We start from the raw sequence: 19431 nt of genomic DNA, 5'->3' as shown, positions 1-19431 counted from the left end.
GCGATACCCATACCGTCGCAGGCTGGCGCGCAAACGCGCGCTACAACATCACTGGCAGACACCCATGCCAAGCACCGACGCGCCCGACGTCCTTACAGGCGTGCGGTCGCTCTCGGCATCATCCCTCGCCCCGGAGTACAGCATGTCGAACACCACCCCCATCACGTTGATCACCGGCGGCAGCCGCGGCCTGGGCCGTAACGCCGCGCTCGCGCTCGCTGCCGACGGCAGCGACATTGTGCTGACCTATCGCAGCGAAGCAGGCGAGGCTGCTGCAGTCGTCGCAGATATCCAGACGCTGGGGCGTCGCGCGCATGCCTTGCAGCTGGATGTTGCCAATGTCGAGGGCTTCGCTGCATTTGCCGCTCAACTGAAGGAAGTGTTGACCAGTTGGGATCGCACCCACTTCGACGCATTGGTCAACAACGCCGGCACCGGTTTGCACGCGTCCATTGCCGAGACCACGCCTGCGCAATTCGATGCGCTGTTCAACATCCATCTCAAAGGCCCGTATTTTCTGACCCAGACGTTGTTGCCGCTGATTGCCGATGGCGGACGCATCCTCAACGTGTCCAGCGGCCTTGCACGTTTTGCACTGCCGGGTTCGTCGGCCTACGCGATGATGAAGGGCGGGGTGGAAGTATTCACCCGCTATCTGGCCAAAGAGCTGGGCGCGCGCGGCATCCGTGCCAATACGCTGGCACCGGGTGCGATCGAAACCGACTTCAATGGCGGCAGCGTGCGTGACAACGCGCAGGTCAACGCGATGGTTTCCTCGGTCACTGCATTAGGCCGCCCTGGGCTGCCGGACGATATCGGGCCGGTGGTGGCTGCATTGCTGGCGCCGGGCACCGGTTGGATCAATGCGCAGCGCATCGAGGTGGCTGGTGGGATGTTGATTTAGAGTGGCTAACAAGCCTACTGCGCAGCCGCCAGGCGGGCGCGGTCGGTGCTCGGAATCCTCATGTACCGCTCGTACACTCCGGTTCTGAGCGCGCCGCCCGCACCCACCTGACGACCGCTCGCTACGTTTTGTTAGCCGCTCTTAAATACAAAGGCCTGCGCATGACGCGCAGGCTTTTGTGTACGCCACAGTGTCAGTGCATCACTGCAGTGTCTGATCGCCATGCAAGACGGGATACGGATTCACGACTTCGCCCTTCCACCATTCTTTTTCCGGCCCGAGGCGATGGATCTCGAAATGCAGATGCGGTGCCGCAGGATCTGCGTTACCGGTGCTGCCTACATAGCCAATGATCTGACCACGTTTGATCGGCTGTTTTTCCGCCAGATCATCGGCGTAGCGCTCCAGATGCGCGTAGTAGTAGCAATACGTGCCACTCGGGTCGAACTGATACAGCGTCAGGCCGCCGCGTTCGCTGTTGAAGAGTTTCTCGACCGTGCCGTCTGCCACTGCGAGGACCGCTGTTCCGGTGGGTGCGAGGATGTCGATGGCATCGTGCACGCGGCCTTCGCTACGTGCGTCGGTGAAGGTGTCCTGCAGCTGGCTGCTGCTGATGCCTTGTACCGGAATCAACAAGCCAGGACCTGAAATTGCGGTGTCAGCTGGTGGCACGGGCGTTGCCGCCGCAGGCGTATTGACTGGCGCCGCAGCGGTTGCCGGCGCAGTGGCAACCGATGGCGGCGGCGCGAGTGCCGGAGCAGCAGATGCTGCCAGTTTGGTATGCGCCGCGTCGTGCTGTGTTGCCACGGGTGCAGCAGTGGGCGCTGGCTCTACTGTCGCCTGCGGCGCCTCACGTTCCAGCCACCAATAGCCGGCTGCACCCAGCAGCACACCTACCACCAGCATCATCAGCAGTTTCATGCTTACTCCTGCATCACCACCGGCATGGACGGGCCGACCACGCTGGCCAGATTGACCACGTCCCAGTTGGTCAGGCGCACGCAGCCATGCGATTCGGTCTTGCCGACATGGCCGGGTTCCGGCGTGCCGTGCAGGCCGTAATGCGGCTTGGACAGGTCGATCCAGACGCGGCCGACAGGATTGTTCGGACCCGACGGCAAGGTCGCCTTTTGATCGCCCTTTTTCGCGTCCCAGAACAGCTTGGGGTTGTACTTGAACACGGGATCGCGCGCCACGCCCAGGACCTTCCAGCGGCCGATCGGCAGCGGATCGTGCTTGCTGCCGGAAGACACCGGGAACTGCGCATAGACCTTGCCGTCGGCATCGAACAGGCGCAGCGTCGACTCGGACTTGTCGACCACCAGCTTGGCCGGCTTGGCCAACGGCGGGACACCGTCGATGTTGGGAACCTGGATCACGCCCCCGGCCTTGCTCAGGTCCACGCCGGGGTTGAGTTGGCGTAGCAGTTCGGGGTCGGCATGAAACCGCTCGCCCAGTGCCTCATCCACCGAGGTGTAGCCGAGCGAGGGCAGCTTGGCCTGCTCGGCCGGGCCCTTGGGAATCGGCTGGAACGGTCCGGCGACATCGGCAGCGGTGAGCGTGTATTGCACCAGCGCCGGCGTGGCGTCGGCCTGCAAGGCCTGCCAGGTCGCGTCATCCAACTCACCGGTCACCTTGATGTTGTGCGCGGCCTGAAACCCGGAGACGGCACGCTTTTGATTGGAACCGCGCTCGCCATCGATCTGCCCCGGCGAAAAATGCGCGCGATCCAGCAGTACCTGCGCGTGCAGATCCGAACGCGGGCCGCTCGGCACGACTTTCGCCGCAGGCGTTGCTGCAGGTGCAGGTGCAGGCTGCGGCGCTTGCGCCAGTGCAGACAATGAAGCGCTCAGGGCGAGAGTGAGCAGGCAGGCGCGAGCGTAGGAGCGTGAGGGCATGAGCAGGTCCGAGAGAGGCATGCGCGCACCTTGCCCGAGCTGCCTGCGTGGTCTGCGTGAAATGGCTGCACAGGGACTGACTGAAAACGCAGTATCGATGCGGGTCAGAAGTGGATACCTGCTATCTCGCCTCCGCGCAGTTGCCGATTCGACGCGTCAGCCGGCTGCTCATGCGTCTACCCGGGCGGCGGAGGGAGTCGTGCACCGCGCAATAATCGATCGCCTGTATGTCAGTCAGGCGATCGATTGGATCAGCGCAAACCTGGTCGTTGCAGCTGCAGCCATCGCGCCGCATCTGTCTGCATGTCTGCCGTCAGTAGGTATAGCCCAACGTCAGCATGTACACCCGGCCGGTCTGTACATACGCACCATCGGCGCCGGGATCGTAGGCCATGTAGCGTTTGGATTTGCCCTGCGTTTCGTAGAACGTTGCCGCATTGAGCAGGTTCTTGGCCGATACACCCACATCGATATGGTGCGGCAAATGGTAGGTGGCATTGAAGTCCAACGACTTCACCGGTTGCAGGTAGTAGTTGAGCCGGTCGCTGGTCAAGCCAAGCAATTGCAGGCCGGTGTAGTTGTAGCTCAGGTCGGTGCGCAGATGCGTATCGTCGTAGAACAGATCCAGGTTGTAGATACGCTCCGGCGCGCGTGGCAACCAGGTTTTTTCCGGTTGATCGCTGCGCTTGCTGTCTGCTTCGCTGTGTTGCAGCGTGAGGTTGGCGGTGACGCCGAAATTGCTCCAGATGCCCGGCAAGTCCTGCAGGCGCTTGCTCGCCGCCAACTCCAGGCCATAGAGCTTGGCGGTGCCACCGTTCTGCGGCATCGTCACCGGCACGCCGTTTTCGAACGTGGTGCCGGTCGGTACCAGGCCGCCCAGCGTGTTGTCGTTGCTGGTCGCCGATTGCGAGGTATAGATGAAGCCGGTGATGCGCTTGTAATAGGTCGATGCACTGAGTACGCCGCCGTTGTGGTCGTAGAACTCGGCGGAGAGATCGGCGTTGTCGGCTTTGCTCGGATGCAGATCGGGATTGGGCTTGGAGATGCCGACCACCTGCTGGGTGTCGTCGATGGTGTACACCGTCTCGCCGGAAATCAGGCCGAACGCCGGGCGGCTGAAACTGCGGCGCAATGAAGCGCGGTACACGGTGAGATCGTCTGGCCGATAGTTGACGCTGATGCCCGGTAACACTTGCCCATACGTGCTGCCGGTGCCGACGAAACGGCCGGTGCTGCCATCGCCGCTGGATTGCCAGGATTCGGCCGAGTAGCGCGTCAACTCGTAGCGCACACCGGGCAGCACGCTCACCGAGCCGATATGCAGCGCGGCCATTGCGTAACCGGAATAGATCGCCTCGGTGCTGGAGGTGGTGTTGGCGTTGTAGTCATTGGCCGTGTAGATGCCTGCGCCGTTGGGATCGTTGACGTACTTGTAAGGCAGCGCCTGCGCGAGCATCCAGTTGCGGTTGAGCAGTTTGAACGGGCCTGCGTAACGGCCATCGAACGCGTTATTGGTGACACGTCCCGGGATCGCGCTCAGCGGCGGGCCGCCGGCCGTGGGAAACGCGTAATTCGGCCCGCCAAAATAAGGCCCATTGGTGACGAAGTTGCCGTCCTTGTGGAAGAACGGATGATCGTAGGCGCCGCGGTCGGAGTGATCGGCAGACAGGCCGACTTTGACACTGTCCAGCACATCGCCATCGACCTGATAGGTGATATCGGTATGTGCGTTGACGCGGTTGTTGTGACTGCCGGCGTCATGCCCCTGCACTTTCCACAGCAGCGATGAATCCAGGTTGTAGAAGAAGTCCTTCAACGCAGGTGAGCTTGGCGCGATGCTCGGATAGCGCGGGTTGCTGAGGTCGAAGGCGAAGCTACCGGGCGTGAAACCATACAGACTGGCCGACACATAGTCCGGACGGCTGCGGGTGCCGCGACCGACCGAACTGCCATAGTCGAAACGCAGGCGATCCAGCGTGGTCTGGCCACCGAGTTGCAGCGTTGCCAGCTTCTCGTCGATATCGTGCGTGTTGAAGTAGCCGCCGCGCACGGCGGTTGGCTGGTTGCGATAGGTTTCCAGGCGCGCGCTGGACTGATCCTGCTGCCCGGTCACGCTGTAGCTGCCGTAGATGGCACGCGCATAGAGTGCGCTGTTGTCGCCCTGCCAATCGAGCGAGAGATTGCCGCCATAGCGTTCGATCTGACTGGTGTAGAGGCTGTACTTGTAGCGGGTGCTGATCAATGGACCGACATCGCGCAGGTCCGTTGCACTGGCGAATGCAGGATCGGCCGGCACGTACTTGCTGTTGGGCGCCGGCGCTTGCGCCATGTTGTTGTTCTTGCCGTAATAGGCCGATGCGTAGAGGCCGAAGGCATGGCCGTCGCCAAACTTCCAGGCCAGCTCCTGCTGGAAGGTGCCGCCAGTGTCCTTGCCGCCCAGGTCAGAGGCCAGCGCGTTGAACTGACCTTGCGCGGTGGTCTTGGCATAGACGTCGCGATCGAAGTCGAAGGCGTTGGGCGTGCGCATGTCGATCGCACCGCCGATCGAGTCGCCCGGCATGTCGGGTGTGGGCGATTTCGACACCTGCACCGACTGGATGCCGAACGGGGCCAGCATGTTCAACGAGATGGCGCGCGTGGACGAATCGGTCTCGGGCATGCCGAAGCCGTTGAGCGTGTAGGCGTTGTAGCTGGCATCCATGCCGCGGATGCTGACGTAGGCATTTTCGCCAGTGGTGGCCTGCCCCAGATGCATGTCGCTGTAAGCGGAAAGGCCCGGCATGTGCGACACGACATCGGCGATGCCGCCCGACGGGATGGCATCGATCTGCTGCTTGCTCATCACACTGTTGACGCTGCTGGACAGGCGCTGTTCGTTGAGCGATCCCGGTGTGGCAGCGTGCTTGGCCTGCACGTTGACCGAATCCAATGTGGTGGTAGCGGGCTCAGGAGTCTCGGCGAACGCGGGTGCCGACAGCGCCAGCGCAATGGCGCAGGTCAGACGATGGAAAGTGCGGGGGTGCTGCATGCAGTTGGCTCGCGTAGTTGGAGAACGTGGGGTGCCAGGCCCGATAACGCGGGCGCAGGCGTGCATCGCCGACGCCTTCCATTGCGACAGGTCTGTGTGGTGTGGCGTGGGTGGTGCGATTGCAGACGTGACCCCACTCAATGCGTGAGATCGACGCCCTTGCAATGCGCGTGCGCAAGCTGCGGATTGCAGCGTGCGACCGCATCGCCGTCGAAGCGCACCACGTAACCGTTGCTGGCTGGCTCGTGTGCGGGGAAGTCGGTGCTGAGCAATTGCGCACCACTGGCCAGCATGCTGTTGCGGCGCGTAGTGTCGTTGTGCAGCGCTTCTTTCAGGTCTGCGTCGGTCCGCGTGCGCACCAGATAGCCGGCTTTCACCAGCTGGTTGATCTTCTCGACGGGGCCATCGTTGAGTTCAGTAAACGCGGCATCGTCTTCGCCTGGCACGGCGTTGGTGAAGCACACGCGGCCGCGCAATGACGGATGCCCGGGCAGGTAGCTCGCACCGGCCGCGCGTTGGTCGAGCAGGAAGACGACCTTGCCGCGTGCTTCCTGCAAGGATGGCCAGCCATGCGCGAGCACAGCGGCGTTGAGCGTAGCTGCCGTGCCACGGACTTGGTCGGGGCTGAGGTACTCGCCGGGCTGAAACACCGAGCGCAGTTCGGCATCCAAGGCATCCAGCGCCACGGTATCGAACGGCTCCGGCTGCACGGTCGGAAAGCTCAGCTGCACCGCTGCCTGTTTGGTTTCCAGCAGGATGAAGATCGGCACGTGCCCGGGGTGCTGCTTGGACCACGCGCGCACTTCCTGCAGGCAGGCGATCAAGGGTTGGCAGTTGCTGCGCTGATCCACATCCTGCACATGCATGACCTTGAAGCCGGGCTTGTCCATTACGCCGGCTGGTGCGCTTGGCGGTGCGGGTGGCAAGCCGGCCTTGGCGATCTGCACGACGATCGCCGGATGCGCGTAGCGGCCGCCGTTCGCGTCGGCAAACACATCCAGTTCGAGCTGTCTGACGCCATCGTCCAGCTGTTGCGTCAGCGCTGGATGGCGGTAATCCAGTGCTGCGAACAATTCCGGGCTCAGTTGTTTCAGCAGTGCCGCTTCGCTGGGGGCGAAGCCGGCGTGGTAGCTGTTGTGGCTACCGATGTACTGCAGATCGGTGAGGCGAGGTGCGGCGTGTGAAGTGACGCTGGCCATCATCAACACGCCGAAAAATGCAACGTGTCTCGTAGTGCTTCGCTTGGCGCGCGATGGCTTCGCTTTGCTGTCATCTCCTGGATTCAAAGCCGAAAAAGCGTGTAGAAAGCGCATGCACCGAAGCCGGAAAGAAGGTGGTCGCCATCATCCCGGCCAAATTTGACGCAACGCTTTCCGCAGTGTTGCCGTCGTGGGTCACAATGCGATAAACGCGCCATGACATCGTTTCTCGGCACATCCCGGCAAAGCCGCTCTCAGTGCGATCTGGTCTTGCGCAATGCGTATGCCAGCAGCCGTGCATGCACGCGCTCACCGATGCCGCGTGGCGTGTCCAATGCCATGCGTTGCAAGCAGGCAGCGTCATTTGCATCGCCCGCATCTCGCGACAGCAGTGCGCGCCACACCGTCGTAAGTTTCGCGCTGTTGCTGGCAGTGGCGCGTTTGAGCCAGGTCAGGGCGCGTAGCACGCGTTGCTCGACCTCGGTGAAGTCGCTGCCGAGTGGGTAGTCCGGCAGGCTGCCGTCGCGGCGAAACGGCGCCAATGCCTGTTCCAGCGCTTGCGGTGTATTGCGTTGTGCGCGGGCAGGCAGTACAGGGTCGCCACGCAGCTTGCGCGATGCCTTTGCTGTGGCAAGCAATGCATCCTGAAAGCGCGCATCGCAGATGCTCGCCATCGCCAGCACGCAGTCCTGATCGGTCTGGTAACGCAGATCGGCGATGCCGTACTCGGTGATGTACAGATCGCGCAGATGGCGCGGGATGGTGGTGTGCCCATAATTCCAGCGCACATTGCTGGCCGCATGTGCTCCGGCATCGCGGGTGGCCCGCAGCATCAGCGCGCTGCGTGCCTGCGGCAAGGCATGCGCCATTGCAACGAAGTTGTACTGGCCACCGACACCGGAGACCACGCGCCCATCGTCCAGCCCATCGGACACCGCTGCACCGAGCGCGGTGGCCATCATGCAGGAGTTGAAGAAGCGTGCCTGATGGCGTTGCAAGCGCTCCAATGTTTCGTTACCGCCGTAGAGCTGATTGATCTCGCTGATGCGGCGCATGCCGATGGCATCGCGGGTCTCCGCATCCAGATCGCGCAGCCATTGGTAGAAGTCCGGCGAACCAAGATAGAACGCGCCATGCAGAAACTCGCCTTCGCGTGCCAGCCGCGCGTGATCGGCCGCATCGGCACTGCCGTCGGCGATGCGCTGCATCAGCGGCAGATCGTCGTGGACCTTGCGGCGGATCACGCCGCAGTCCACCAGCTGCTTGAAGCCCTCATTGAGCATCTCGCTGCAACCGTACAGGCCGATCTCGAAGGGCTCCAGACCACCGCTGGCGTGCACCGCAGGATGCTGTTCCAGCTCCGGATCCAATGCATGCAGCACGCGCCGATAGGTCGCATTGTCGGTCTGTCGCAGCACCAGCGCATGGCTCAGCGCATCGGCCAACGTGCCGATGCCGATCTGCAAGGTGCCGCCATCGCGCACCAGCGTGCTGGCATACAAGCCGATCGCGTAGTCGATGGTGTTCACCGGTTGCCGCGGCAAGCCGAACAGGCGCGGCGACGGGCCGGGCAGGTCGATGACCAGATCGAAGAACGCTTCATCCACCGCTGCAGTGCCGCCGATCCACGGCAGTTGCGTATCCACTTCCGCCACCAACAGCGGACGTGGCAGGCCGAGCGCCTGCACCGCATCGAGCGTGTCCTGGGTGATGTCGTTGTTGCACGACAGCGACAACCGCATACCGCCCGGTTCGCGCGCCACCTTCTGCACGATCAGGTTGGGCGCGCGTTGCGCCACCGCCGCAGCGGCGTGCGTGTAGTTCAGACTCGTGTAGTCGGCCTGCGCCTGGGTGGAGTGCAGCAAGCCGCCGGACTGCATGTAGAACTCTTCCACCTGCACATGCGCCGGCAATGCGTCGCGCAGCATGTCGTCGACATACGCCAAGCGCGGAAAGTCGTCACCGAAATGGCGTGCAACAAACGGCGCGGCAAAGCGCGCCTCCAGCCCCGCACCGGGCTTGGGCGGATTGAGCGACAGCGCCGTGTACAGCGCCAGCGGTCGTGACGGCGTGTCCTTGAGCTGCGCATACAAGGCGTTCAACAGCCGATGCGGCTTGCCGATGCCAAGCGGCGCACCGACGCGCAAGGGGCCTTCGATATCTTGCAGGATCCGCTGCACGGCGGAGGGCAGGTCAGTGAGATGTTCGGTCATCCGTGCAGGGTAGCCGAGCCGATGGCGAGCCGGTTGCTTGGGCAGTTGGCGTTGCGGTTGGTCGCTGCAATCGCTGCCCGAAGCCCGAGGAGGAACAGGCTTGACAACCACTGGGTTTACGCATGTAATCATTAAAAATTACGGATGTAATCGGATGTCGATCAGCGATGCAGAGGCGGTAGTGATGCAAGTGCTCTGGGACGGTGCTCCGCGCACGGCAGAAGAGGTGGTCGCAGCGCTGGCACAGACCGATTGGGCCGAGCCGACCATCAAGACTTTGCTCAATCGCCTGCTCAACAAGGGCGCCATTGCCGCGCAGAAGGACGGGCGCAAATATCTCTATACCCCCCTGCTGCAACGCGAGCAGTGGGTACAGCAACAGAGCGAAGGATTGCTGCAACGGCTATTCGGTGGGCGGGTGGCGCCATTGGTGGCGCATTTCAGCGAGCGCGGAAAGCTCAGCGCGTCCGACATCGCGGAATTGAAAAAGCTGATCAAGGAATTGGACGATGAGCCCTGACGCACTGATTCCGCTACTGCTGCGCGCAACGCTTTACACCGCAGCCGCGCTATCGATCTGTCTGCTCCTGCGGCGCCCCTTGCGCGGCTGGCTTGGTGCAACGGCGGCGTACACGGTCTGGGCATGCGTTCCGCTCGCCTTGCTGGCCGCCGTGCTGCCAAGCCCGCAATCAGATGTTGCGCTATTGAAGGTGCCGCTGCTTGCTGCGATGCCGGCGCTCTCCAACGCGCATGACGGTGCTGCTGCGTGGACGACGCTGGCATTGGCAGTGTGGCTGACTGGTTCCGCGCTGATGGCAGCCATGCTGTGGCAGCGTCAGCATCGTTTCGTGCGCAGCCTTGGGCCTTTGCACGCGTTGGACAATGCAGTGTGGTCGGCAACGCATGACGCCGGGCTGCCGGCATCACTGGGAATCTGGCGCCCACGTATCGTGGTGCCGTCGGATTTCACTACGCGCTATTGCGCTGCCGAACGCGCGTTGGTGCTGGCGCACGAACGGCTGCATCTGCGCCGCGGCGATCTGCATGCCAATCTGCTTGCGGCCTTGATGCTCTGCATCGGTTGGTTCAACCCGCTGATGCATCTGGCCTGGCGCGCGTTCCGGCTGGATCAGGAACTGGCCTGCGATGCGGCCGTGCTGGCACAGCATCCAGGCAAGCGACGCAGCTACGCCACCGCGATGCTCAAGACCCAGCTGGGTGCCGGTTGCACACCGCTCGTCTGTCATTGGGCTGCGGCGCATCCGTTGACACAGCGGATTGCAGCGCTGCGCAAGCCACTGAAAGATGCCAGGCGTTCGCGCTCAAGCAGTGGGGGTGTGCTATTGCTCGCGGTAACACTCAGTGCCGCCGCTTGGGCCCTGCAGCCAGCGCGTATCGCAGCAGCGTCTTACGCCGCGCCTGCAGACAACGATGCGGCGGGTGTCACTCGCATGCGTGAGTCGAACTATGCGGATTTCACCACGATGCGACCGCCTAAATATCCTGCAACTGCGTTCGATGCCGGCATCGAGGGTTTTGTCGAACTTCAAATGGAGGTCGACCCAGGCGGTGTACCGCAGCACATCGCCGTCGTGCGCAGCACGCCGGCCGGTGTCTTCGATCAAGCGGTGCTGGATGCAGCGCGCCAATGGCGACTGAAACCAGCGTACGCGCAGGGCAAGGCCATTGCATCGAACGTGCGCGTGCCGGTGAAGTTCGAACTGGATGCGCCTGAGCAAACGACCAAGACCGCCAATGCCAGCGCTGCACGATCGCATGCGCCACCCTCCGAGCGCCTTGCCGGTTGCGCTGTGCCAGGCTGCGCGATGCAGGAGGCGCTGCGATGAGAGGTGCTCCGATCTGTGCCGCAGTCCTGGCGCTGTCGCTTGGCGCATGCGCAACGCCACGTGTGCAGGAACAGCAGCGCAGCCAGCGCGAAGATTCGGTCGACCAGCGCATGCTGAGCGCGCAGTCGGGAGGCGACGGCGATTCTTCGATCCAGCCTTATACGCTGGCGCCGACACAACGCTTCCGCATGCCGCGCGCGCTGCGCAGCGCGGCGCCGGTGCTGCCGGCCGATTCGCCACGGCAGAGCTTGCCGCCGACCACCGTGTGCGCGCATGTGATCCTGACCGCCGAAGGCGCGGTGCAGCGCGTCGATCCGATGTCCGATCGCGACGAATGCGCGGCCGGTCTGCTGCCGGGCAATGCCGATCTGGTGCAGGCGGTGCGTACCACAGTGCGGCAATGGCAGTTCGTGCCGGCCGCGATGTGCACGTTTGCGCCTGGTGTGGCACAACCGGCGGCGCTGGACGACTGCACCGGCGCAACCGGCGAAGAACCGGTGCCGGTGACGCTGTCGTTCGCATTCACCTTCGAGGTGCGGCAGGGCAAGGTCAGCGTGCGCACCGGCAAGGTTGCCCGCTGACGCAGGCCTTGCGTCAGCGGGTGGACGCAACGCACCAGCGCTGCCGGCTGCGCTTACTCCAGTACATGCACGCTGTCGGCAATGCGCTGCACTTCGTCGGGATTGTGGCTGACGTACAACATCGGCAGACGGATCTCGTCGCGCACGCGCTGCAGGTAGGGAATCAACTCTTCGCGGCGCGCCTGATCCAGCGCAGACAAGGGCTCGTCGAACAACAGAATCGCCGGTTGCGACAACAAGGCGCGGCCGATCGCCACGCGTTGCGCTTCGCCACCGGACAAATTGCGCGGCCGGCGTTGCAATAACGGCGCAATCCCCAGCAATGCCACCACATCGTCGAAACCGAACGGCGCCGTGCCACGTGCATGCCGGCCGTAACGCAGATTGCGGCGCACATCCAGATGCGGAAACAGCCGCGCATCCTGAAAGACGTAGCCGATCCTGCGTTTGTGCGTGGGCAGGTTCACGCCTTGCCGGGCATCGTACAGACACCGCCCATCGATGCGGATATGCCCGGCCTGTGGTCGCACCAGCCCGGCGATCGCGTTGAGCACGGTGGTCTTGCCGGCACCGGACGGGCCGACCAAGGCCACCACGCGGGCGGCGTCCTGAATCCGGATGTGGCGTTGGAAGTTGCCGCGCTGCAATTGCAGATCGATGTCCAGCATCAGTCTTCCTCACGCGGATGCGGCCTGCGTACCAGCCATTCGGACAACAGCAGCGCCGCCAGCGAGATCGCCAATGCAACTCCGGCCAGCCGCCACACGCCCGATTCCATGCCCGGCACCTGCATCAAGCCGTAGATGGCCGACGACAAGGTCTGGGTTTCGCCAGGGATGTTGGAGACGAAGGTAATGGTGGCGCCGAACTCGCCCAAGGCCTTGGCGAATGCCAGCACCGTGCCAGCGACCAGACCCGGCCAGGCCAGCGGCAAGGTGATGCTGAAGAACACCCGCCACGGACCGGCGCCGAGCGTAGCGGCGGCCGCTTCCAGGCGGCGGTCGGTGGCTTCGATGGACAGGCGAATGGCGCGCACCATCAACGGAAAGCCCATCACCGCGCATGCCAGCGCCGCGCCGGTCCAACGGAATGCGAACTGGATGCCGAAGTATTCCAGCAGCCAGCTACCGACCGGCCCCTGCGTGCCCAGCACCACCAGCAACGCATAGCCGGTCACCACCGGTGGCATCACCAAGGGCAAGTGCAGTAACGCGTCCAACAGGGCCTTGCCCGGAAAGCGGCGCCGCGCCAGCAACCAACCGCAGGCAATACCCGGCGGCAGGCTGGCGATGGCGGCAACGATCGCGACCTTGAGACTCAAGCCGATCGCGGTCAGCTCTTGCGGGGTGAACATCGACAACGGCGCGCCTCAATCGGTCAACGAAAAACCGCGGCGGGTGAAGATCGCCTTGGCCGGTTTGCTGCTCAGCCATTGCACGAACTTGACGGTGTCGGGATTGCTGCTGTTCTTCAATGCAGCGACCGGATACACGATCGCATCGTGGCTGTCGTCGGGAAACGTGGCGACCACGCGCACCTTGGGGTCGGCGCGTGCGTCAGAGCCGTACACGATGCCCAGCGGCGCTTCGCCACGCGACACCAGCATCAATGCGGCGCGCACGCTCTCCGACTCAGCCAGGCGGTTGCTCACCCCATCCCACTGGCCGAGTTTGCGCAGCGATGCGGCGGCGTATTTGCCGGCCGGCACGCTGGTGGTCTGGCCAACCGCCAGGCGGCCGCTGTCGCCGAGGGCCTTGGCAATCGCGCCAGGTTTGCGCGGGTCCACGCGCACCTTGCTGGCGGCCGGGGCGATCAGCACCAGCGTGTTGCCGAGCAGGTTGTGGCGCTGCGCCGGCAGCACTAGGCCGCGCTGCTGCAGATAATCCATCCATTCCAGATCGGCCGAGAAGAACACGTCTGCCGGTGCGCCTTGCTCGATCTGGCGTGCCAGTGCGGAGCTGGCGGCATACGACACGCGTACCGGCGTGCCGGTCGCCTTTTCGTAAGCGGCCGCAGCCTCGTCCATGGATTCCTTCAAGCTTGCTGCGGCAAACACCGTCACCGGTGCAGTCTGCGCAGTGGCCAGGACGGGCAGGGCGAGCATCAGCACGCAGAACGCGCGCTGCCAAAAACCGATCGTGCGCATGGGTAAGCTCCAGCAGGGTCAGAGACCGATCATAGCGGCTGCACCCCGTGCGCCGCGTGGCGACCACACCGGAACGTTACCGATCCACGCTGCCGCATCGGCCAGCCTGGAGATTGGCCTGCAGTGCCGGCCGGATCAGCTTGGGCTCGGGCAAGGTGGCATCGCGCGCCTGCCGCTGCGCCACGAACGCCTCGATCTCGACGCCATCGCGCACATGGATATTGCCGCGCCGCTGTTCGCCAATACTGGTCTGATGCGCCACAGCGCGACCGCCTGGGCCGTAGTCGTGGCAGACGAACACACGTGTGTCTTCCGGCAGCGCGTACATGCGCTGGATCGAGGCAAACAGTTGCCGCGCATCGCCACCGGGAAAATCGCAGCGCGCCGTGCCCGCGTCGGGCATGAACAACGAATCGCCGGGAAACAGCGCATCGCCGATCAGATACGCAATGCTGTCGCTGGTATGCCCGGGCACCGCGATGACGCGCGCCTGGATGCCACCGAGCTGGAAGCGTTCGTCATCTGCGAACAGGTGATCGAACTGCGAGCCATCGGCACGAAAACCTTCCGGCAATGCGTAATGGGGCGCAAGCGTCTGCTGCACATCCCGAATGCCTTCGCCGATGCCGATGCGCGCTTGTGGCCACTGTTGTTTGAGCCATTGCGCGGCAGACAGGTGATCGGCATGCGCATGGGTTTCCAGCAGCCAGTGCACCTGCCAGCCGTGTTCGGCGATGGCATCGACGATGGCCTGCGCGGCGCACGTGCTGACCTCGCCGGTGTCGGCCGCATAGTCCAGCGCCGGGTCGATCACCGCCGCTGCACCGGTTGCCGCATCGGCGACCACATAGGTGAAGGTGTTGCTGTCGGCGTGGAAGAACGTAAGGACTTCGGGCTGCATCGGCGTCTCCATCTCAGGGGGCGGCCAGCGCCGCATTGAGCACGGCGGCGAGTCGGTCGCCGGCAAGCCGCAATTGCGTCTCGGCGATCGGACGATAGGTGGCGATGTAGTTATCCGGCACTACATGCTCGCTCGGATACACGCCCGGCGTGATCGCGATCTTGCACGACGCCTGCGCCCAGGCAGCAGCGGGCGGCGGCAGCACCGGAGACATTGCAGCGGCAGCCGGCAACGCCAGCAGACGTGGCAGATACGCATCGTCGTTGAGGTGGCTGTGGTTGAGCATGCCGCTGTCCCACAGCGCATGCAGGTTGCTGCCCTTGCCATCGACCTGCAGCTGGAACGTATTGCCGCCCTTGTCGTGCGCGTAGCCGGCATGCATGGGCTGATGGATGTCGCCGACAAAATGCACCACGAACTTCAATGCCTGCCGCCGCACGTCCAACGGCTGGCTGCGATCGGCAAGCAACGCGGTTTGCTGCTCGAGCGCGGCGATCACGCAATTGCCATCCGGGCAGTCGCGCGCCGGCACGTAGCCGCACTCGTGTTCACCCAGGTTGACGTAATGCCAGGGCCCGGAGCGCTTGCCCAGATCCGGATCGTGTTCGCGCAGTTCATCGGCCCAGGTCGCGACCCCGGCCAGGCTCGGATTCGACTCGCCTGCCAGCAATTGCGCCACCTGCGCACGCGCTTGCGGCGTCAGTTCGGTTTCTGCAACGCGCGCCACCAAGCGGTGGCCCTGCGGGCCCCAGGCGAATGCGGTCATGGGCTGGAGTGCCGCGGCAACGGCGGCGGCAAGAACGACAACATAAGTGGAAAAGGTCTTCATCCCGTAATTGTACGCATCGCTTTGGGACGGTTTGATGGCCGTCCCGGTCGCACGACGGCCACGCCTCAGCATGGCGTCGGCAATACGATCAGAAGTACACCAGGTAGGACACGCCATAGGTCAGCGGATCGATCTTCGCCTTGCCCAGCCGCGCGCCGTTGAAGTCGACGTTGCTTTGCGAGCCGGTCCAGCGCGCATCCACGCGCAAGCCGCTGCGCTCGTTGAAGATGAAGTCCACCCCGACATGCGCGGTGGCGCCCACCGAATCGTCGAAGCTCAGATCGCCATTGCCGAATGCATCATCGACGTCTTCACCGAGAAAGGTGGTGTAGTTGATGCCCACACCCACGAACGGCGACACCGTGCCGTAGCCGTTGATGTGGTACTGCAACAGCACGCTCGGCGGCACCGACCAGTAGCTCCCCACCTTGCCGATACCGTCGAGTTCCAGATCGTGCTTGCCCGAGACGGCAGCGTGCACCTCGATGCCGAGATTGTTGCGGATGAAGTATTCGTAGGTGAACGACAGCGCCGGTGCGCCCTTGATCTCGGCACGCGTGCCGCCGAAGGTGCCGCTGTCGGATTTGGGCGAGACATAGCCGGCACCGTAGCCGGTGGTCCAGTGGCCGGCCGACTGTGCAAGGGCGGGTGTGGCCGAAGCGGCCAGTGCGATGGCGAGGGCGGTACGGATCAGCATGCTCATGGAATCCCCGGTAGGTCGGACAGGCGGTCGACGTGACCAACCTGTCCGCAACTCCGGCGGTGGATGCACGTCCCTGGACGCCCAGTGTGCCAGAGATGCACCGCGCACGCAGTGGATCAGAACCGGTGCACGTACGCCACGCCATAGACCAGCGGGTCGATGTTGACCGTGCCGATGCGGTTGCCATCGAGGCTGGCTTCGGTGTCGATATCGATCCAACGCAGGTTCACGCGCAGGGCGCCGCGCTCGCTGAGCTTGTAGTCCACGCCTGCATGCAGGGCAAGGCCCCAGGAATCGTCCAGTTCCAGATCGCTGCCGGCCAGCGCGCCGCGGGTGTCGGTGCTGAAGAAACGGGTGTAATTGATACCCGCGCCAACGAACGGCGAGAGCTTGCCCTGGCTGTTGAAGTGGTACTGCAGCGAAATCACCGGCGGCAGATGCTTGGTGCTGCCGACACGCCCCATGCCGCGGAGCGCGATGTCGTGCTCGAACGGCAGCGCAGCCAGAACTTCGATGCCCAGGTTGTCGGCAATGAAGTATTCCGCAGTGAAGGTCGGCTTGATGTCCTTGCCGACGTCTGCTTCGAGCGTGCCGCCGACCAGACGGCCGTTATCGGATTTGGGCGCGACCTGGTGGGCGCCGACGGCAACCGTCCAGTCGCCTTTGGATTGAGCCAATGCGGGGACGCTGGCAAAGCTGGCGGCCAGGCCGGCGAGCAGAAGGGTAGAGCGCATGCGCATAGAAATTCTCGTTGTGTGCAGAAGATGGAGTAAGTCTTGAGGGTTTGCCCGAGGGCTGCCTTGATCCTGATCAATCCGTTGGCGCCATGACGCTGTGGGTCATGCAGCGGTGTGAGCAGGAGCTGGCATTGACAACAGCGGTGCGCGCCGTGGCGGTGATCGCACCGGCGCATCGCGTCCGAGGTGCAACGCGATGCGCCTTGTGCAAGCGGCGGCGGGGGAGGAACACCGCCGCTTGCATGCGCGATGGAGCAGGCAGCGAGCGGATGGCTGCAGGGATCGAGCACTTACTTGACCTTGGCGACCTTGGGCGCATCCACTTCCGGCATCGCCGAGCTGTGGTGGTTGATGATCAGCCACTTGTCGTCACGCTTTTCGTACACGAAGGTGTAGCGCGCCTGCACCTTGCTCTTCTTGCCGTCCTTGTCGGTCAGCGTGAAGGTATAGACACCGGCGTCCACCGCGCTGTCCTCATCGAGTACGCGCACGGTGCGGTAGTTGACGACGCCCTGCGGCTTCTTGGTCAGGAACATCTCAAAGTACTTTTCGATCTGCGCCCGCGAGGCGCGCACTTCGTTGGAGACGGTCGGCAGCAGCACACCGTCCGGTGCGTACAGATCGGCCACCTTGTGCGGGTTGCCGGTGGCCAGCGCCGCGTTCCAGGTGTCGAACAGTGCAGCCACTTCGCGCGCTTCGCCATCGGCGGGCAGCGTTGCCTTTTCGGTGTAATGCATCACGCCGCCAGCCAGCGCCGGGGTGGCGGCCAGAGCCAGAACCAGAGAGAGAAGGGTGCGACGCATGGGGGAATCTCCGTTGTGATTGATGGGTGCCTCAGCAGGCAGGGCCAGTATCGAAATCCACGGAGCGCCGAAATTCTGCTGTTCGGCATAGTCTTGAGTATGCTGTATGGCGTAGTTTGGATATTTCTAAGCAATTGAAAATAAATAATTTAATGAGGATTTATGGCCCTCTTCAGGTTTTGCCTGTTGTGCGGACAATTGTTCGTTGCGCCGAGCGTCGAGCGCTGAGCAACGCGTGCGGATGCCCATGTGAGAGCGATGCGCCGGTGCCTTCTTGAAGGACACAGGCTATTGCCGAGCCCGCTGCCAGCGCGGTGCGTGCAGGCGTTGGATCAGCAGGTCTCTCGTTGCATGTGGGGCCGTGCATCGCGCATGCAGCGAGCGCAGATATCCAGGGTCGGCACTGCGTCTACCGGCAGTGGTTCGGCGATGCCTGCGATGGGTGCGGCTGCACCTGACCACAACGTCTTTGCACGCTGTCCTGCGCGGTATTCAAACGCACGGCTGCGCGAGTGCGACGCTGCTAGAATGGCCGTCCCTTTCCATCCGCCGCGCTGTCGCGGCCGCAGGAGCTAGTGAACATGGCAATCAAGGTTGGCATCAACGGATTCGGTCGCATCGGCCGCAACGTGCTGCGCTCTGCGGTGCAGAACTTCGGCAATGACATCGAGATCGTGGCCATCAATGACCTGCTCGAGCCCGACTATCTGGCCTACATGCTGCAATACGATTCGGTGCATGGCCGCTTCAAGGCCGAAGTCTCGGTCGACGGCAACACGCTGATCGTCAACGGCAACAAGATCCGTCTGACCCAGGAACGCGACCCGGCCAACCTCAAGTGGGATGCCGTCGGCGCCGAGGTGGTGATCGAATCCACCGGCCTGTTCCTGACCAAGGAAACCGCGCAGAAGCACATCGACGCGGGCGCCAAGAAGGTGATCCTGTCGGCCCCGTCCAAGGACGACACGCCGATGTTCGTGTTCGGCGTCAACGACAAGACCTACAAGGGCGAGGCGATCATCTCCAACGCCTCGTGCACCACCAACTGCCTGGCGCCGTTGGCCAAGGTGATCAACGACAAGTGGGGCATCAAGCGCGGCCTGATGACCACCGTGCATGCGGCCACGGCAACGCAGAAGACCGTGGACGGCCCGTCGAACAAGGATTGGCGCGGTGGGCGCGGCATCCTGGAGAACATCATTCCGTCCTCCACCGGTGCTGCCAAGGCCGTCGGCGTGGTGATTCCCGAGCTCAACAAGAAGCTCACCGGCATGAGCTTCCGCGTGCCGACCTCCGACGTCTCGGTGGTCGACCTCACCGTCGAGCTGGAAAAGCCGGCCACCTACGCCGAGATCTGTGCCGAAGTGAAGGCGCAGAGCGAAGGCGCTCTGAAGGGCGTGCTGGGTTACACCGAAGACAAGGTGGTGGCCACCGATTTCCGCGGCGAGACCTGCACCTCGGTGTTCGACGCCGACGCCGGCATCGCCCTGGATTCCACCTTCGTCAAGCTGGTGTCCTGGTACGACAACGAGTGGGGTTATTCCAACAAGTGCCTGGAAATGGTGCGGGTTGTTGCGAAGTAAATCGCGCGCTTAGGCGACGCGTTGAAGGCCCCGGCATGCCGGGGCCTTTCGTTTTTTGT

The 19431-nt window shown here is 63.5% G+C and carries 18 protein-coding genes and 1 other RNA gene; 6 read left to right on the top strand and 13 right to left on the bottom strand.

Features of this window, described 5'->3' with window-relative positions; all coding sequences use genetic code 11:
* Positions 1-142: 142 nt before the first annotated feature.
* Positions 143-904, top strand: a complete 762-nt coding sequence (locus NMB96_RS00525; protein ID WP_255085911.1) for an SDR family NAD(P)-dependent oxidoreductase — start codon at positions 143-145, stop codon at positions 902-904.
* Between the two features lie 60 nt (positions 905-964).
* A non-coding RNA gene (locus NMB96_RS00520) (sX9 sRNA) lies at positions 965-1041 on the top strand.
* Positions 1042-1105: 64 nt separating this feature from the next.
* Here NMB96_RS00520 and NMB96_RS00515 read toward each other — a convergent pair.
* The 5 genes from NMB96_RS00515 to NMB96_RS00495 all read right to left on the bottom strand — a co-directional run bounded on the left by NMB96_RS00515 (position 1106) and on the right by NMB96_RS00495 (position 9242).
* Positions 1106-1825, bottom strand: coding sequence for a peptidoglycan DD-metalloendopeptidase family protein (locus NMB96_RS00515; RefSeq protein ID WP_115040863.1), 720 nt, complete (start codon positions 1823-1825; stop codon positions 1106-1108).
* 2 nt (positions 1826-1827) lie between these two features.
* Positions 1828-2745, bottom strand: a complete 918-nt coding sequence (locus NMB96_RS00510) for a L,D-transpeptidase family protein (protein ID WP_183086788.1) — start codon at positions 2743-2745, stop codon at positions 1828-1830.
* Positions 2746-3115: 370 nt separating this feature from the next.
* Positions 3116-5830 (bottom strand): TonB-dependent receptor, encoded by a 2715-nt coding sequence (locus tag NMB96_RS00505; RefSeq protein WP_255085910.1) that lies wholly within the window; start codon positions 5828-5830, stop codon positions 3116-3118.
* A gap of 137 nt (positions 5831-5967) precedes the next feature.
* On the bottom strand, positions 5968-7143 hold the full coding sequence (locus tag NMB96_RS00500) for a phosphatidylinositol-specific phospholipase C1-like protein (RefSeq protein WP_255085908.1): 1176 nt from the start codon (positions 7141-7143) through the stop codon (positions 5968-5970).
* A 140-nt stretch (positions 7144-7283) separates the two neighbouring features.
* Complete coding sequence (locus tag NMB96_RS00495; protein WP_255085906.1) at positions 7284-9242, bottom strand: acetyl-CoA hydrolase/transferase C-terminal domain-containing protein; 1959 nt, start codon at positions 9240-9242, stop codon at positions 7284-7286.
* Between the two features lie 154 nt (positions 9243-9396).
* Here NMB96_RS00495 and NMB96_RS00490 point away from each other — a divergent pair, with 154 nt between their 5' ends.
* The 3 genes from NMB96_RS00490 to NMB96_RS00480 are packed head-to-tail and all read left to right on the top strand — an operon-like array spanning position 9397 to position 11670.
* Positions 9397-9762, top strand: a complete 366-nt coding sequence (locus NMB96_RS00490; RefSeq protein ID WP_043888927.1) for a BlaI/MecI/CopY family transcriptional regulator — start codon at positions 9397-9399, stop codon at positions 9760-9762.
* Positions 9752-11089, top strand: coding sequence for a TonB family protein (locus tag NMB96_RS00485; RefSeq protein WP_255085903.1), 1338 nt, complete (start codon positions 9752-9754; stop codon positions 11087-11089). Before NMB96_RS00490 ends, NMB96_RS00485 begins: the two co-directional genes overlap by 11 nt.
* Positions 11086-11670: a hypothetical protein gene (locus tag NMB96_RS00480; RefSeq protein WP_255085900.1), complete on the top strand. Its 585-nt coding sequence runs from the start codon at positions 11086-11088 to the stop codon at positions 11668-11670. Before NMB96_RS00485 ends, NMB96_RS00480 begins: the two co-directional genes overlap by 4 nt.
* Before the next feature lie 53 nt (positions 11671-11723).
* On the opposite strand, the gene modC is transcribed toward NMB96_RS00480, so the two are convergent.
* The 8 genes from modC to NMB96_RS00440 all read right to left on the bottom strand — a co-directional run bounded on the left by modC (position 11724) and on the right by NMB96_RS00440 (position 17789).
* The gene (gene modC / locus NMB96_RS00475) at positions 11724-12338 is read right to left on the bottom strand and encodes a molybdenum ABC transporter ATP-binding protein (RefSeq protein WP_255085898.1); all 615 of its coding nucleotides are present in this window, start codon (positions 12336-12338) and stop codon (positions 11724-11726) included.
* Entirely contained in the window at positions 12338-13024 is a 687-nt protein-coding gene (gene modB / locus NMB96_RS00470) for a molybdate ABC transporter permease subunit (protein ID WP_255087014.1), read from the bottom strand. Before modB ends, modC begins: the two co-directional genes overlap by 1 nt.
* A 15-nt stretch (positions 13025-13039) precedes the next feature.
* On the bottom strand, positions 13040-13816 hold the full coding sequence (modA, locus tag NMB96_RS00465) for a molybdate ABC transporter substrate-binding protein (RefSeq protein WP_255085896.1): 777 nt from the start codon (positions 13814-13816) through the stop codon (positions 13040-13042).
* A 76-nt stretch (positions 13817-13892) separates the two neighbouring features.
* The gene (locus NMB96_RS00460; RefSeq protein WP_255085895.1) at positions 13893-14717 is read right to left on the bottom strand and encodes an MBL fold metallo-hydrolase; all 825 of its coding nucleotides are present in this window, start codon (positions 14715-14717) and stop codon (positions 13893-13895) included.
* 13 nt (positions 14718-14730) lie between these two features.
* Positions 14731-15663, bottom strand: coding sequence for a S1/P1 nuclease (locus NMB96_RS00455; RefSeq protein WP_255085893.1), 933 nt, complete (start codon positions 15661-15663; stop codon positions 14731-14733).
* Positions 15635-16249, bottom strand: coding sequence for an OmpW/AlkL family protein (locus NMB96_RS00450; RefSeq protein WP_023902611.1), 615 nt, complete (start codon positions 16247-16249; stop codon positions 15635-15637). The genes NMB96_RS00455 and NMB96_RS00450 overlap by 29 nt, the downstream gene beginning before the upstream one ends.
* Positions 16250-16365: 116 nt before the next feature.
* The gene (locus NMB96_RS00445; protein WP_023902612.1) at positions 16366-16989 is read right to left on the bottom strand and encodes an OmpW/AlkL family protein; all 624 of its coding nucleotides are present in this window, start codon (positions 16987-16989) and stop codon (positions 16366-16368) included.
* Between the two features lie 287 nt (positions 16990-17276).
* On the bottom strand, positions 17277-17789 hold the full coding sequence (locus tag NMB96_RS00440; RefSeq protein WP_104591828.1) for an SgcJ/EcaC family oxidoreductase: 513 nt from the start codon (positions 17787-17789) through the stop codon (positions 17277-17279).
* A gap of 581 nt (positions 17790-18370) precedes the next feature.
* Between NMB96_RS00440 and gap the strand changes: the two genes are divergently transcribed.
* Positions 18371-19372 carry a type I glyceraldehyde-3-phosphate dehydrogenase gene (gene gap, locus NMB96_RS00435; RefSeq protein WP_023904970.1) on the top strand — a complete coding sequence of 334 codons (1002 nt, stop codon included), beginning with the start codon at positions 18371-18373 and terminating at the stop codon, positions 19370-19372.
* Positions 19373-19431: the final 59 nt, after the last annotated feature.

Origin of the sequence: Xanthomonas hortorum, assembly GCF_024339125.1 — a bacterium.
Taxonomy (GTDB): domain Bacteria; phylum Pseudomonadota; class Gammaproteobacteria; order Xanthomonadales; family Xanthomonadaceae; genus Xanthomonas; species Xanthomonas hortorum.
Note: the sequence above shows the minus strand (reverse complement) of the source record. Positions and strands in the feature narration are given on the sequence as shown.

Excerpts from the sequence above, each read along its gene's own strand:
- NMB96_RS00525 (WP_255085911.1), top strand. The coding sequence starts at position 143 with ATGTCGAACACCACCCCCATCACGTTGATCACCGGCGGCAGCCGCGGC.
- NMB96_RS00515 (WP_115040863.1), bottom strand. The coding sequence starts at position 1,825 with ATGAAACTGCTGATGATGCTGGTGGTAGGTGTGCTGCTGGGTGCAGCC.
- NMB96_RS00505 (WP_255085910.1), bottom strand. The coding sequence starts at position 5,830 with ATGCAGCACCCCCGCACTTTCCATCGTCTGACCTGCGCCATTGCGCTG.
- NMB96_RS00500 (WP_255085908.1), bottom strand. The coding sequence starts at position 7,143 with ATGCGCTTTCTACACGCTTTTTCGGCTTTGAATCCAGGAGATGACAGC.
- NMB96_RS00495 (WP_255085906.1), bottom strand. The coding sequence starts at position 9,242 with ATGACCGAACATCTCACTGACCTGCCCTCCGCCGTGCAGCGGATCCTG.
- NMB96_RS00490 (WP_043888927.1), top strand. The coding sequence starts at position 9,397 with ATGTCGATCAGCGATGCAGAGGCGGTAGTGATGCAAGTGCTCTGGGAC.
- NMB96_RS00485 (WP_255085903.1), top strand. The coding sequence starts at position 9,752 with ATGAGCCCTGACGCACTGATTCCGCTACTGCTGCGCGCAACGCTTTAC.
- NMB96_RS00480 (WP_255085900.1), top strand. The coding sequence starts at position 11,086 with ATGAGAGGTGCTCCGATCTGTGCCGCAGTCCTGGCGCTGTCGCTTGGC.
- modC (WP_255085898.1), bottom strand. The coding sequence starts at position 12,338 with ATGCTGGACATCGATCTGCAATTGCAGCGCGGCAACTTCCAACGCCAC.
- modB (WP_255087014.1), bottom strand. The coding sequence starts at position 13,024 with ATGTTCACCCCGCAAGAGCTGACCGCGATCGGCTTGAGTCTCAAGGTC.
- modA (WP_255085896.1), bottom strand. The coding sequence starts at position 13,816 with ATGCGCACGATCGGTTTTTGGCAGCGCGCGTTCTGCGTGCTGATGCTC.
- NMB96_RS00460 (WP_255085895.1), bottom strand. The coding sequence starts at position 14,717 with ATGCAGCCCGAAGTCCTTACGTTCTTCCACGCCGACAGCAACACCTTC.
- NMB96_RS00455 (WP_255085893.1), bottom strand. The coding sequence starts at position 15,663 with ATGGCGTGTCCTACCTGGTGTACTTCTGATCGTATTGCCGACGCCATG.
- NMB96_RS00450 (WP_023902611.1), bottom strand. The coding sequence starts at position 16,249 with ATGAGCATGCTGATCCGTACCGCCCTCGCCATCGCACTGGCCGCTTCG.
- NMB96_RS00445 (WP_023902612.1), bottom strand. The coding sequence starts at position 16,989 with ATGCGCATGCGCTCTACCCTTCTGCTCGCCGGCCTGGCCGCCAGCTTT.
- NMB96_RS00440 (WP_104591828.1), bottom strand. The coding sequence starts at position 17,789 with ATGCGTCGCACCCTTCTCTCTCTGGTTCTGGCTCTGGCCGCCACCCCG.
- gap (WP_023904970.1), top strand. The coding sequence starts at position 18,371 with ATGGCAATCAAGGTTGGCATCAACGGATTCGGTCGCATCGGCCGCAAC.